At 67.6% G+C, this 12,994-nt stretch carries 10 protein-coding genes and 1 riboswitch; all 10 genes read left to right on the plus strand.

The window, feature by feature from the left end; translation table 11 throughout:
- Window positions 1-10: 10 nt before the first annotated feature.
- The 10 genes from IEX33_RS08385 (at window position 11) to IEX33_RS08430 (ending at window position 12,955) form a co-directional block, all read left to right on the plus strand.
- The gene (locus IEX33_RS08385) at window positions 11-3,532 is read left to right on the plus strand and encodes an Rne/Rng family ribonuclease (RefSeq protein ID WP_188729334.1); all 3,522 of its coding nucleotides are present in this window, start codon (window positions 11-13) and stop codon (window positions 3,530-3,532) included.
- Window positions 3,533-3,751: 219 nt separating this feature from the next.
- Window positions 3,752-3,849, plus strand: a riboswitch (TPP riboswitch).
- Window positions 3,839-5,416, plus strand: a complete 1,578-nt coding sequence (gene thiD / locus IEX33_RS08390; protein ID WP_377089966.1) for a bifunctional hydroxymethylpyrimidine kinase/phosphomethylpyrimidine kinase — start codon at window positions 3,839-3,841, stop codon at window positions 5,414-5,416. (Overlaps the previous riboswitch by 11 nt.)
- 264 nt (window positions 5,417-5,680) lie before the next feature.
- Entirely contained in the window at window positions 5,681-5,989 is a 309-nt protein-coding gene (gene rplU / locus IEX33_RS08395; protein WP_066276623.1) for a 50S ribosomal protein L21, read from the plus strand.
- A 61-nt stretch (window positions 5,990-6,050) separates the two neighbouring features.
- On the plus strand, window positions 6,051-6,314 hold the full coding sequence (gene rpmA, locus IEX33_RS08400) for a 50S ribosomal protein L27 (RefSeq protein WP_009372867.1): 264 nt from the start codon (window positions 6,051-6,053) through the stop codon (window positions 6,312-6,314).
- Between the two features lie 115 nt (window positions 6,315-6,429).
- A complete protein-coding gene (obgE, locus tag IEX33_RS08405; protein WP_188729335.1) occupies window positions 6,430-8,019 on the plus strand; it encodes a GTPase ObgE in 1,590 nt (529 codons plus the stop codon).
- Window positions 8,009-9,160 carry a glutamate 5-kinase gene (proB, locus tag IEX33_RS08410; protein WP_188729337.1) on the plus strand — a complete coding sequence of 384 codons (1,152 nt, stop codon included), beginning with the start codon at window positions 8,009-8,011 and terminating at the stop codon, window positions 9,158-9,160. Before obgE ends, proB begins: the two co-directional genes overlap by 11 nt.
- 26 nt (window positions 9,161-9,186) lie before the next feature.
- Window positions 9,187-10,560 carry a glutamate-5-semialdehyde dehydrogenase gene (locus tag IEX33_RS08415; RefSeq protein ID WP_188729339.1) on the plus strand — a complete coding sequence of 458 codons (1,374 nt, stop codon included), beginning with the start codon at window positions 9,187-9,189 and terminating at the stop codon, window positions 10,558-10,560.
- A gap of 77 nt (window positions 10,561-10,637) precedes the next feature.
- Window positions 10,638-10,868 (plus strand): hypothetical protein, encoded by a 231-nt coding sequence (locus IEX33_RS08420; protein WP_104186060.1) that lies wholly within the window; start codon window positions 10,638-10,640, stop codon window positions 10,866-10,868.
- Between the two features lie 13 nt (window positions 10,869-10,881).
- Complete coding sequence (gene nadD / locus IEX33_RS08425; protein ID WP_268238412.1) at window positions 10,882-11,535, plus strand: nicotinate-nucleotide adenylyltransferase; 654 nt, start codon at window positions 10,882-10,884, stop codon at window positions 11,533-11,535.
- A gap of 7 nt (window positions 11,536-11,542) precedes the next feature.
- Window positions 11,543-12,955, plus strand: coding sequence for a hypothetical protein (locus IEX33_RS08430; protein ID WP_188729340.1), 1,413 nt, complete (start codon window positions 11,543-11,545; stop codon window positions 12,953-12,955).
- Window positions 12,956-12,994: the final 39 nt, after the last annotated feature.

Consider the following 12,994-nt stretch of genomic DNA (forward strand, 5'->3'; position numbering starts at 1 on the left):
GTTGCCACATATGGATAATGAACAAGTTTTAGCCGTTAACGATGAAGCAGCGTCCGTGGACGCCGACTCCGCGCCGAAGAAGGCCCCCAGGACCCGGCGGAAGGCCGCTCCAAAAACCGGCGAGGCCGTGGCTGCTGAGGCTGCCTCCGACGCCGTCACCACAGAGGCCGGGGCCGCAGAAGCTGCGGCAGACGAAGCCAAGGCGCCCGCCCGCCGGAGCCGTTCGCGGAAGAAAGTCGAGACCGCCGAGCCGCTTCCCGTCTTTGCTGCGGAGGCCGGCGCTGAAGCCGGGGGCACCAACAGCGCCACCGACGACGGCGCGCAGCAGGCGCTTGCCGCTGGGCCTGCAGAGGTTGCCGCGGAAGAATCGAAGCCCGTCCGCCGCCGCCGGGTTGCCACCCGCAAGACGTCCGCCCCCGCCGTCGCCGTCGCGGAGGAAACGCCGGCAGGGACGGCTGCCCCGGCCGAGACCGCACCCACCGATACCGCACCCACCGAGACCGCACCGGCTGACACCGCGTCAGCTGAGCCCGCGGCGCCCGGCACCGCTGCGGCGGCCGCCAGCACTGCACCGGCCGCCGCCGATGCGTCCGCCGGCACTGAAGCAGCAGCTGAGGCTGCAGCCCAGGCACCCGCCGCCAAAGCCACCACCGATTCCGCACAGCCCACGTCCGCCGTCGAGCCTTCCGGTACAGGCGACGCCAATTCTCCTGCCGGGACCGAGGCCGGCGCTGCCGGGGCTTCAGCCCCCGCCGGCCCGTTCGGGTCCCTTTTCATGGAACCGGGTTCTCCCACGTCGGTACTCTTCCAGGCTCCGGACCTCAGCACTGTCGTCCGGCCCGCACCGGCAGCAGCTGAGGAAGCCGAGGAGGACGACGCCGAGGACGATTCGGACGACGCCGGCAACCGCCGGAGGCGCCGCGGGCGCGGACGCCGCGGCCGCAGCAGGGCCGGCGAGCGTGACGGTGAAGAAGCCGACAGTGCCGCCGCTGCAGACAGCGACGCCGCCGAGGACGCTGATGAGGACGCCGCCGGGCAGGCCGAAGAAGGCGTGACCTCCCGTCGCCGCCGCCGCCGCCGCCGTGGCGACCAGGACCTCGAACTCACGGGCGGGGAAGACGACGATCCGCCCAACACGGTCACCCGGGTCCGCGCCCCGCGCGCCGTCAGCGAGCCGGCCGTGAACAACCGCGTCACCAGCGTCAAGGGCTCCACCCGCCTGGAAGCCAAGAAGCAGCGCCGCCGCGAATCACGCGATACCGGCCGCCGCCGTACCGTCATTACCGAAGCCGAGTTCCTGGCACGCCGGGAATCCGTGGACCGGCAGATGATCGTCCGCCAGCGCGACGACAGAATCCAGATCGCTGTCCTCGAAGACGGCGTCCTGGCCGAGCACTTCGTGTCCAAGACCCAGCAGGACTCCCTGATCGGCAACGTCTACCTGGGCAAGGTCCAGAACGTCCTGCCGTCCATGGAAGCTGCCTTCGTGGACATCGGCCGCGGCCGCAACGCCGTGCTGTACGCCGGCGAGGTCAACTGGGAAGCCGTCAACCTTGAGGGCAAGCAGCGCCGCATCGAGAACGCGCTGAAGTCCGGCGACACCGTCCTGGTCCAGGTGACCAAGGACCCGGTGGGCCACAAGGGCGCGCGCCTGACCAGCCAGATCTCCCTGCCCGGCCGCTACCTGGTGTACGTTCCCGGCGGCTCCATGACCGGCATCTCCCGGAAGCTGCCCGACGTCGAACGCAACCGCCTGAAGCGGATCCTCAAGGACCGCCTTCCTGAGCACGCCGGCGTGATTGTCCGTACGGCTGCGGAGGGCGCTTCCGAGGAAGAGCTGACGCACGACATCAACCGGCTGCGCGCCCAGTGGGAGGGCATCGAAAGCCAGTCGAAGTCCACCAAGATCCTTGCCCCGGAGCTGCTCTACGGCGAACCGGACCTCACTATCAAGGTGGTCCGCGACGTCTTCAACGAGGACTTCTCCAAGCTGATCGTTTCAGGCGAGGAAGCCTGGGACACCATCGAGGCGTACGTCACCTACGTCGCCCCGGACCTGGTGGGCCGCCTCGAGAAGTGGACCAAGGACCAGGACATCTTCAGTGCCTGGCGGATCGATGAGCAGATCCACAAGGCCCTGGAGCGGAAGGTCTTCCTGCCCTCCGGCGGCTCGCTGGTGATCGACCGTACCGAAGCCATGACCGTGGTGGACGTCAACACCGGCAAGTTCACCGGCAGCGGCGGCAACCTGGAAGAAACAGTCACCAAGAACAACCTGGAAGCTGCAGAGGAAGTAGTTCGCCAGCTCCGCCTCCGCGACATCGGCGGCATCATTGTCATCGACTTCATCGACATGGTCCTTGAGTCCAACCGGGACCTGGTCCTGCGGCGCATGGTGGAGTGCCTGGGCCGTGACCGCACCAAGCACCAGGTTGCGGAGGTCACCTCCCTGGGCCTGGTGCAGATGACCCGTAAGCGCATGGGCACGGGGCTCCTTGAGGTGTTCGGCGAGCAGTGCGAAGCCTGCGCCGGCCGCGGCGTAGTCACCCACGATGACCCGGTGGAACACCGCCGCGCCAACATTGTGGCTGCCGAGCATCACGTGCAGCGTTCCGAGCACCGCCCGGAAGCACGCACCGAGGGCAACCGCATCGAGGCTCAGCGCACGGACAGCAGCCAGCCCGGTGTCCGTCCTGACAGGAAGCGCCGCCGCGGCCGCGGCGGCCAGCAGCCGGACGCAGCCCCGGCAGCTGCCGTCCACGTCCACACGGTCCACCCTGATCCGACGGACGCCGAGCGGCATGCGAAAGCGGAGGCCACCAGGCTGGCCCTTGCCAACATCGCGGCGGCTGCACATGCAGCCCACCTGCATGACGACGAGTTGGCCGCCGCCAGGCAGGCAACGCAGGCCCAGCCCGCAGTGCCGGCTGAAACGGAGAAGCACGACGGCGATGCGTCCAGGCCCGCTGCCGTCCTGACCTTTGGCGGGGAGAAAGTCGTCCTGCCCTTCGTGGAGCACGCAGAGGAGCAGCAGCCAAAGCCTGCGCTCACCCTGGACCGCCTGGCTGCAGCCTTCGCCCACCTGGGCGAGCCCTCCCCGGCAGCCGGCACGCCGGCCGAAACGCCGGCTGGACAGCCGGTACAACGTGGGGCTGAAGAGAGTCCCCAGCAGGCTCATGCCCCGGAGCGGACCCCCGAGCCGGTGCCGTCCCCGGAGCAGCGGGAACCGGCCAACGTCCAGCCGCAGCAGCGGCCGGTGGCTGCCGCAGCGGAGAAGGACTACTCCGACCACACCCTGGAGCAGTCACGCCCGCGCAGGGCACGCCGCAATCGCAGTGCCAGCCGCGCACAGGGAGCAGCCAACGAGACCTCGGTCCAGCAGCACGAGAATGTTCCCGCCGCCGCGGCCGGGCATTCCCACGCCGCCAAGGCACCGGGAGCGGACCAGGCGGGTGCTTCAAAGCCGGCCGGCGACAAGCGGCCGGACGCCCCGATTATCCTCGGCGTCGGGGTCCCTGCCTCAGAGCTCTAGGAACTGGAGCTGCCAGGAACGGAGCTCCTGGAATCCCGAACCCAGGGCGGGCATTAACCGGATGCCCGGCCAGCCACAGACAGTGGCCGGCCGGGCATCCGTCATTTAAGGCGCGTTCCGCAGCGCTCGTGAACACCCGGTATTGGACACCGGCGATCCACCCCGCTCCGGTCGCACTGTGTCACCTTCACGCTGTGGACCGCAAAAAAGCTAGGCTGGGGAACCGACACGGGGTGCCGCGCAGAGAGCCGGCTGAGATCCAGACCCGTTGAACCTGTCCGGCTAGCACCGGCGAAGGGATGTCTCTTGTCTTCCACCTTTGCACTGCCCACTGCCACCATCCAGGACACACCCGCGCCTGCTCCCGGGCCCGCAGCTGTTTCTGCGTCTGCAGCCCCCACCCGCGAGTACCGCGACACGCCCCGGGTGCTTTCCATTGCCGGATCCGATCCTTCCGGCGGGGCCGGCGTCCAGGCGGACCTGAAAAGCATCGCCGCCCACGGCGGTTACGGAATGGCCGCCATCACCGCCCTCACCGCACAGAACACCCGCGGCGTGCGCGGCGTCCACGTTCCCCCCGCCAACTTCCTCACCCAGCAGCTCGATGCCCTGAGCGACGACATCAGTATCGACGCCGTGAAGATCGGAATGCTGGGCGATGCCGGGGTGATCGACGCCGTCCGTGCGTGGCTCGAAAAGGTGCGTCCCGCCGTCGTGGTCCTGGACCCTGTCATGGTGGCCACCAGCGGCGACCGGCTCCTCCAGGAATCCGCCGAAGCCGCGCTTCGCGGCCTGCTGCCGCTGGCACACCTCATCACGCCCAACCTGGCTGAACTCGCCATGCTTGTGGGCGGCGACGTGCAGGAGACCTGGGAAGGCGCCCTGGAACAGGGCCGGAATCTTTCCGCCGCCACGGGAGCCACGGTTCTGGTCAAGGGCGGGCACCTCGTAGGGGCCGAATGCCCCGACGCCCTCGTTAACACCGCAGGCCTGTTGTCCAGGGACGTGGTGGTGGTTCCCGGACAGCGGGTGGCAACAGTGAACAGCCACGGCACCGGATGCTCCCTGTCGGCGGCCATGGCCACGGTCCAGGCCCGGGTGGGGGACTGGGAGGCAGCCCTGCGCGAGGTCAAGCCCTGGCTTGCCGGCGCGCTGGAGGCCTCGGAGACCCTGGAGGTGGGGGCCGGCAACGGGCCCGTGCACCACTTCCATCACGTGCCCGCGGTGCGCGGGAAGGGGAGCTTCGCGGCGCAGCTCTGGGCGGGCGCCGCAAAGGACCTCGAGGACATTTACGCGCTGGACTTCATCCGCGGCCTGGTTTCCGGCAGCCTGCCGGAGAAGGAGTTTGCCTACTACCTCGCCCAGGACGCCATCTACCTCAACGGCTACTCACGGGTGCTCGCGCGGACCAGTGCACTGGCCCCCACCGAAGAGGAGCAGCTCTTCTGGGCACGTTCCGCCGCACAGTGCCTGGAGGTGGAGTCTGAGCTGCACCGCTCCTGGCTTAGTACACGGACCGTTGAGCCGCAGCTGGGACCCGTGACCAAGTCCTACGTGGACCACCTGACGGCGGCATCGGCGTCGGGCAGTTACGCCGTGCTGGCCGCAGCAGTCCTGCCCTGCTTCTGGCTGTATGCCGAGGTGGGCACAACACTCCACGCCCAGTTCGTGGCTGCCGGGGAACCAGGCGGCCACCCCTACGCCGAGTGGCTGCGCACGTACGCGGACGAGGACTTCGCTGCCGCCACCCGCACGGCGGTTGCCATGGTGGACGGGGCCGGCCGCGCTGCTTCCGCGGGGGACCGGGATGCCATGGTGACGGCGTTCAGGCAGTCCTGCCGCCTCGAAGTGGACTTTTTCGACGCGCCGCGCATTCATTCCTGACACCTGGTGGCGCGTCCCGCCGGTACTATGGTGGGGCACAGGTAAGGGCGTGGACCTGGGCTGTGGTGCCTATCACAGACAACCCGCCGGAACCAGCCTCATTTGCGGCCGAAGCCAAAACTAGCGTATTCTAGATCTTCGGTGCTTACGCCAACACTTGGGTTATGACCCCACGGCGTTGAGGCACAGCGAGAGCCCACCCAATCATGGAACCGGGTTCCGCACGCAAATTTGTAATAAACGTCGAGAGAAGTGAGTTCCCAAGTGGTGTACGCGATTGTCCGCGCAGGCGGCCGCCAAGAGAAGGTTTCCGTTGGAGACTTCGTTACCCTGAACCGCGTCGCCGGTGGAGCTGGCAGCACCATTCAGCTGCCCGCACTGCTCCTGGTTGACGGTGACAAGGTCACCTCCGCCGCTGCTGACCTGGCCAAGGTAACTGTTACGGCTGAGATCCTCCAGGACCTCCGTGGTCCTAAGATTGTGATCCAGAAGTTCAAGAACAAGACCGGTTACAAGAAGCGCCAGGGTCACCGCCAGGAACTGACCAAGGTCAAGATCACTGGTATCAAGTAACCTTCCGTTACTGTTCAGGTTTTTCAGCAGATTCCCCAGAATTTAGAGGCAGGCATTTCAGATGGCACATAAAAAGGGCGCGAGCTCCACTCGCAACGGTCGTGACTCCAACGCACAGTACCTTGGCGTCAAGCGCTTCGGCGGCCAGGTAGTTTCCGCCGGCGAGATCATCGTCCGCCAGCGTGGCACCCACTTCCACCCGGGCGCCGGCGTTGGCCGTGGCGGCGACGACACCCTGTTCGCACTGACCCCGGGCGCCGTTGAATTCGGTACCCGCCGCGGTCGTCGCGTCGTCAACATCGTTGCTGCTGCAGCCGCAGAGTAACAACCAGATCTGAAGCGGTGGAGCGGGCCATATGGTCCGCTCCACTGCTCTTTTAACCGCATTACAATCATCTTGGCGCCCCGGGCGTCCAGGAAACAGCACTGAGGAGATCCACGTGGCCAGCTTTGTAGACCGGGTAGTACTGCACGTATCCGGCGGTACCGGCGGCCACGGGTGCGTCTCCGTCCACCGCGAGAAGTTCAAGCCGCTGGGCGGGCCCGACGGCGGCAACGGCGGCAACGGCGGCGACGTGATCCTTCGCGTGGACCACCAGACCACCACGCTCCTCGACTACCACCACGCACCCCACCGCCATGCCACCAATGGTGGCCCCGGAATGGGCGACTGGCGCGGCGGCAAGAACGGCGAGACGCTCATCCTTCCCGTCCCGGACGGCACCGTGGTCAAGTCCAAGGACGGCACCGTCCTCGCGGACCTCGTGGGCGAAGGCACTGAATACGTTGCGGCGGCCGGCGGCATCGGCGGCCTGGGCAACGCCGCGCTCTCCTCCCAGAAGCGCCGTGCGCCCGGGTTCGCCCTGCTCGGCATCGAAGGCGAATCCAGCGACGTCGTCCTGGAACTGAAGTCCATTGCGGACATCGCCCTGGTGGGTTTCCCGTCCGCCGGAAAATCGAGCCTGATCGCGGCCATGTCCGCGGCCCGCCCCAAGATCGCCGACTATCCGTTCACCACACTGGTCCCCAACCTTGGCGTTGTGCAGGCCGGCGACGTCCGCTTCACCATTGCCGACGTGCCCGGGCTGATTGAAGGCGCCAGCGAAGGCAAGGGCCTGGGCCACCACTTCCTGCGCCACGTAGAGCGCTGCGCGGCCCTGGTCCACGTCCTGGACTGTGGCACCCTCGAAGCAGACCGCGATCCGCTCTCGGACCTGGCCGTCATTGAGGCCGAGCTGGAAAAGTACGCCGTGGACATGAGCTACGCAGGCCAGGACGGCGAAGTGGTTCCGCTGAACCACCGCCCCCGCCTCGTGGCCCTCAACAAGGTGGACCTGCCCGACGGCAAGGACATGGCAGAATTCGTCCGGCCGGAACTGGAGTCCCGCGGCTACCGGGTCTTCGAAATCTCGGCAACCAGCCACGAGGGCCTGCGCCAGCTGGGCTTCGCGATGGCCGAAATCGTGCAGGCAGCCCGGGACGCGGTGGCAGCCGCGCCGCCCAAGGTCCAGCCTGTGGTCATCAAGCCCCGCGCCGTCAACGAAACCGGCTTCCGGATCCGCCGGGAGGAGAAGGGCCTTGAGCCGTTGTTCCGCGTGCTGGGCGAAAAGCCGGTGCGCTGGGTCAAGCAGACCGACTTCACCAACGAGGAAGCCATCGGCTACCTGGCCGACCGCCTGGCCAAGCTCGGTGTGGAAACGGAACTGTTCAAGCAGGGCGCCAAGCCCGGCGATACGGTTGTTATCGGCGAGGACGACGGCGTCGTGTTCGACTGGGAGCCCACCATGATGGCAGGCGCCGAACTGCTGGCCTCGCCCCGCGGTACGGACGTCCGTTTCGCCGACATCGGCGACCGACCCACACGTGGGCAGAAACGTGACGAGCAGCAGGAACGCAAGGACGCCAAGGCCGCTGCCCGCGCCGAACTCGAAGCGGAGCGCAAGGCCGGCATCTGGACCGAATCCGTGAGCAGCCGCAGGGTTGCCAAGCCGCTCAAGGAGAGTGGACTGGGCGCAGACGATGACATCTAGGGCTGCGTCCGCGGAACCGCTGGCGCGGTCCGTGGACAGGAGCGTGCTGGCCAACGCGCACCGGATCGTGGTCAAGGTGGGCTCGTCGTCGCTGACCAGCATCAAGGGCGGCATCTCGGAAGAATCGCTGACCGCCCTCGCGGACGCGCTGGCCACCAAGCGCAACACCGGGACAGAGATCATCCTGGTTTCCTCCGGTGCCATCGCAGCGGGCCTCGCACCACTGGGGCTCGCCAAGCGGCCCCGCGACCTCGCCACCCAGCAGGCGGCCGCCAGCGTGGGCCAGGGCCTGCTGATGGCCCGCTACACCCAGGCCTTCGGGGCCCACGGCGTGACGGTCAGCCAGGTGCTCCTCACCGCCGAAGACCTGATGCGCCGCAGCCAGCACACCAACGCGTTCCGCGCCCTCAACCGGCTGCTCAGCCTCGGCGTGGTCCCGGTGGTCAACGAAAACGACACCGTAGCCACGCATGAAATCCGCTTCGGCGACAACGACCGGCTCGCTGCCCTCGTGGCCCACCTGGTCCGCGCCGACGCGCTGGTGCTGCTGTCCGACGTCGACTCCCTCTACGACGGCCCGCCGTCCCTTGGCGCGAAGCGGATCCCGCTTGTGGAAGGGGCACACGACCTCGACGGCGTCTCCATTGGCAAAACCGGCAAGGCCGGCGTCGGCACAGGCGGCATGCTCACCAAGGTGGAGGCAGCGTCCATGGCTGCGGGATCAGGCATCCATGCCCTGGTCACTTCCACGCCCAACGCCGCCGCGGCCCTTAACGGCGAGGACGTGGGCACCTGGTTCACGGTCAACGGCGCCCGGAAGCCTGTGCGCCTTCTCTGGCTGGCGCACGTGGCCTCCGTTCAGGGGCGGCTCGTGCTGGACGACGGCGCCGTGAAGGCCATCCGCCACCACCGCACGTCACTCCTGCCAGCCGGCATTTCCGCCGTCCACGGTGATTTTGAAGCGGGCGACGCCGTGGAGATAGCAGGTGCCGACGGTACGGTGGTTGCGCGCGGACTGGTGAACTACTCGTCCGCGGAGCTGCCCCAGATGTTGGGCCGGTCCACCAGGGACCTCGGTGAGGCGCTGGGCAGCGGCTATGACCGTGAAGTTGTTCATGTTGACGACCTGGTGCTGGTCTGAGCTTCGGGCTCGCCTAAACTTGGAACATGACTGAGGCCCTGATCCACAAGACTGCCGAAAATTCCGGAGACACCGCTGCCGCCACGCAGCCCGTTGAGTCATCGGCAGCACCGGTCCCGGCTGACATTGCGCTGTCGTCCGGCGACGTCGAGGCAGCAGTGCACGCCATCGCCGACCGTTCCCGCCATGCGGCGCGGCGGATGGCCATGGCCAACCGGGCATGGAAGGACCGCGCCCTCCGCGCAGTGGGCACCGCCCTGCAGGAGAGCACGGAATCCATCCTCACCGCCAACGCCATGGATGTGGCGGCAGGAAAGGCCAACGGCACCTCCGCTGCCATGCTGGACCGCCTCACCCTGACGGAAACCCGCATCGCGGGCCTGGTGGCGGCCCTGGAAAACCTGGCCAACTTGCCCGATCCCGTAGGCAACGTTGTGCGCGGGCAGACGCTCCCCAACGGCCTGCGCCTCCGCCAGGTCAACGTCCCCATGGGCGTGGTGGCCGCCATCTATGAAGCACGGCCGAATGTCACGGTGGACATTGCCGGGCTTGCACTCAAGAGCGGCAACGCCGTGATCCTGCGTGGCGGCAGCGCCGCCCAGGCAACCAACGAGGTCCTGGTGCGGGTGCTGCGCGAAGCGCTCGAATCCGTGGGCCTGCCCGCAGACGCGGTCCAAACGGTGGACCAGTATGGCCGCGCCGGCGCCAACGTCCTGATGAAGGCCCGTGGCAGGGTGGACGTCCTGATTCCCCGTGGCGGCCGCGAGCTGATCCAGACTGTCGTCACCAACTCCGCCGTCCCAGTCATCGAAACCGGTGAGGGTAACGTGCATATCTTCATCGACGAGTCGGCCAGCGAGGACATGGCGGTGGAGATCCTCCTGAACGCCAAGACGCAACGGCCCAGCGTCTGCAACACGGTGGAGACGCTCCTGGTCCACTCCGGTTCACGCGTGCTTCCTGCCGTGGCGGCCGCCCTGCGCAAGGCCGGCGTCCGGCTGCACACCGATGAGCGCACCCGCGCCGCCCTTCCTGCCTCCATCGAGTCGGAACCGGCCACCGACGAGGACTGGGCCACCGAATACATGGACCTTGACCTTGCGGTTGCCATGGTGGACAGCCTCGACGAGGCAGTCAGCCACATCCGCACCTGGTCTACCGGCCATACCGAGGCCATCCTCACCAATGACCTGTCCAACGCCGAGCGTTTCATCGCCGAGGTGGATTCCGCGGCCGTCATTGTCAATGCGTCCACCCGGTTTACCGACGGCGGGGAGTTGGGGCTGGGCGCCGAGGTGGGCATCTCCACCCAGAAACTGCACGCCCGCGGTCCCATGGGGCTGACCGAACTCACCACCACCAAGTGGATCGTGCAGGGCGAGGGCCAGGTGCGCGGGTAGCGCACGGTAACATAGACCAGAAGCCAGAAACGGCGGAGCTTTCCGCTGCCACAATCGTTTGAGCCCAAGGGGAGAACATGCTGTTCCAGCAGATTGCCACGTCCGTCGCCGAAGGCGAAGAACACGAACTCGCGCCGCTGTGGGCTGAGCCGTGGGTCTTCGGTGTGGTCATCTTCGCCATCCTGCTGGTCATGATGTTCATCACCCTGTCCTACTCCAACCTGGGCAACCGCCACACGGCCACCGAGGAGCACGCGGATCCGCACCGCCAGCACCCGAATAAGCACGACCACGGGCAGGGCCACTAACATTTCCCGCGTTTTGCACCGCTCGGGTGCCAACGGCAGGCTGCGGCTGGGCGTGATGGGCGGGACGTTCGATCCCATCCACCACGGCCACCTGGTGGCTGCCAGCGAGGTGGCGGCGGAATTCGACCTGGACGAGGTGGTTTTCGTCCCCACCGGCCAGCCGTGGCAGAAGTCCCACAAGCACGTCAGCGAACCCGAGCACCGCTACCTGATGACCGTCATCGCCACGGCGTCCAACCCGCGCTTTACGGTCAGCAGGGTGGACGTCGACCGGCCAGGTCCCACCTACACCATCGATACCCTTCGCGACCTCCGGGCCCAGCGCCCCGACGCCGACCTCTTCTTCATCACCGGGGCGGACGCCCTGGCACAGATCCTCTCCTGGAAGGACATCGACGAACTGTGGTCGCTGGCCCATTTCGTCGGGGTCACCAGGCCCGGGCATGTCCTGGACGGCATGGGACGCGATGACGTCAGCCTCCTGGAGGTCCCGGCCATGGCCATCTCCTCGACGGACTGCCGCGCGCGCGTGGCCGCGAACCATCCGGTCTGGTACCTGGTACCGGACGGCGTCGTGCAGTACATCGCCAAGTACGGCCTGTACGAAGCCGCCGCGGAAGCCGATACCCCACCGTCCCTAGCACGTGAACCAGCCAGTACTGAATGAGTTCTCAATGAGTCAGGAACAGCCCCCCATCCGCAGCCGCCGGGAACTCCGGAAGGCCAGGGACGCCCAGCAGGAGTCTGCTTCCAAGGGCACGGAGCAGCTCCAGCCTGCCCTGAAGACGGATGCTGGTGCGCCGGGTGCTGCTGCCCCCTCGGGACCCGAGGCCCCCTCGGGACCCGGTGCCGCCGGAGCGGCCGCCGGGCAGGCCAGCACCCAGCGGTCATCCCAGATCCGGGCGCGGGACCGTGCAACCCTTCGCGCCATCAAGGAACTGGAGGAAAAGGAAGGCCAGCTCTCCGCCGGTGGTCCTCCCACCCGTCGGCAGCTCCGCCTCCAGCAGCTCAAGGAACAGGCGCTGACTGCGGCCAACCCCGTTGTGCCGCCGGCTTCCACTCCTCAGCGTTCCGCGGACGGGCCCCGGAATGGCGTCAGCCACACGGACAACGGCCACAAGGACAGCGGCCACAAGGACAGTCACAGCGGCAGCAGCCAGGGCAGTGACCCGTCCGCCGACCTCACAAACGCCGGCGCGGGGGAGCAGGCCCGTCAGGGCCGTACAACCACCCCTGGCGCTAAGGCCGGTTCACCGGGCCCCGAGGGCATGACTGTGGAACAGGCGCTGGCGGCCCGGTCCCTGCTCGCGGAGCAGGCCAAGAACCAGATCGCCAAAATGGAGCACATCGCTTCCCTGGATCCCGAAGCGGTTGATCCGGAGATCCTCGCCGAGCAAATTGCCCTGGCGGAACGTGCGGCGGTCATGAACCGCCGGGCCATGGCCAAGCAAAAGCTGGCCGAGCAGGCCGGAGCTCCCACAATTCCCCCGGCTCCGGCAACCCCTCCGAAAGATCCCTTCCAGGGACGTTCGCGGGATACCGGAAAGCTTCCCGGGGACGCCGGCACGAAGGACCAGGCCGGGAAGCCGGCGGCCGGACCGCGCCCCGCCCCCTCTACTGCCAGCAACCTGGCCATGGTCACGCCGCTGGAATTCGTGCAGGTCCCCGGCATCGACCGGCCCGTCATGAAGCCGCCCGCAACCTCGCACGTACCGGTCACCACACGCCCGGGAAGCAAGGTGACGCCTTCCGGTACCAAGAAGCGGCGCTCACCGGGCTCCCAGCGCACTGCCCCTGCTGATGCCGGACCCGGCCGCTCGCAGGTGATCGCCAGGGCTGAAGCTGCTGCCCGGGCCGCGGAGGTCCCGCAGGCGGCGGTTATTGAAGAGCCCCAGGGAGACGACCTCTTCGAGGACCTGCCCCGGATCCCGGCTTCGTCCGCCCACGGCCTGGATCCCCTGGACGCAGCCACGGCGGGACTTGCACGGGCGAACAGGACCAGGGTCCTGCAGTTCCTGGTCCTGGCATTGGGCATCGTGGCCCTGGTCTCAGGCGTCATCCTGATCATCAACGGCATGTCCCGTTGATCACCAACAGCCGGCCGGCAACGGACGGCCCCTGCACAT

The organism is Pseudarthrobacter scleromae (assembly GCF_014644515.1).
Classification (GTDB): Bacteria; Actinomycetota; Actinomycetes; order Actinomycetales; family Micrococcaceae; genus Arthrobacter; species Arthrobacter scleromae.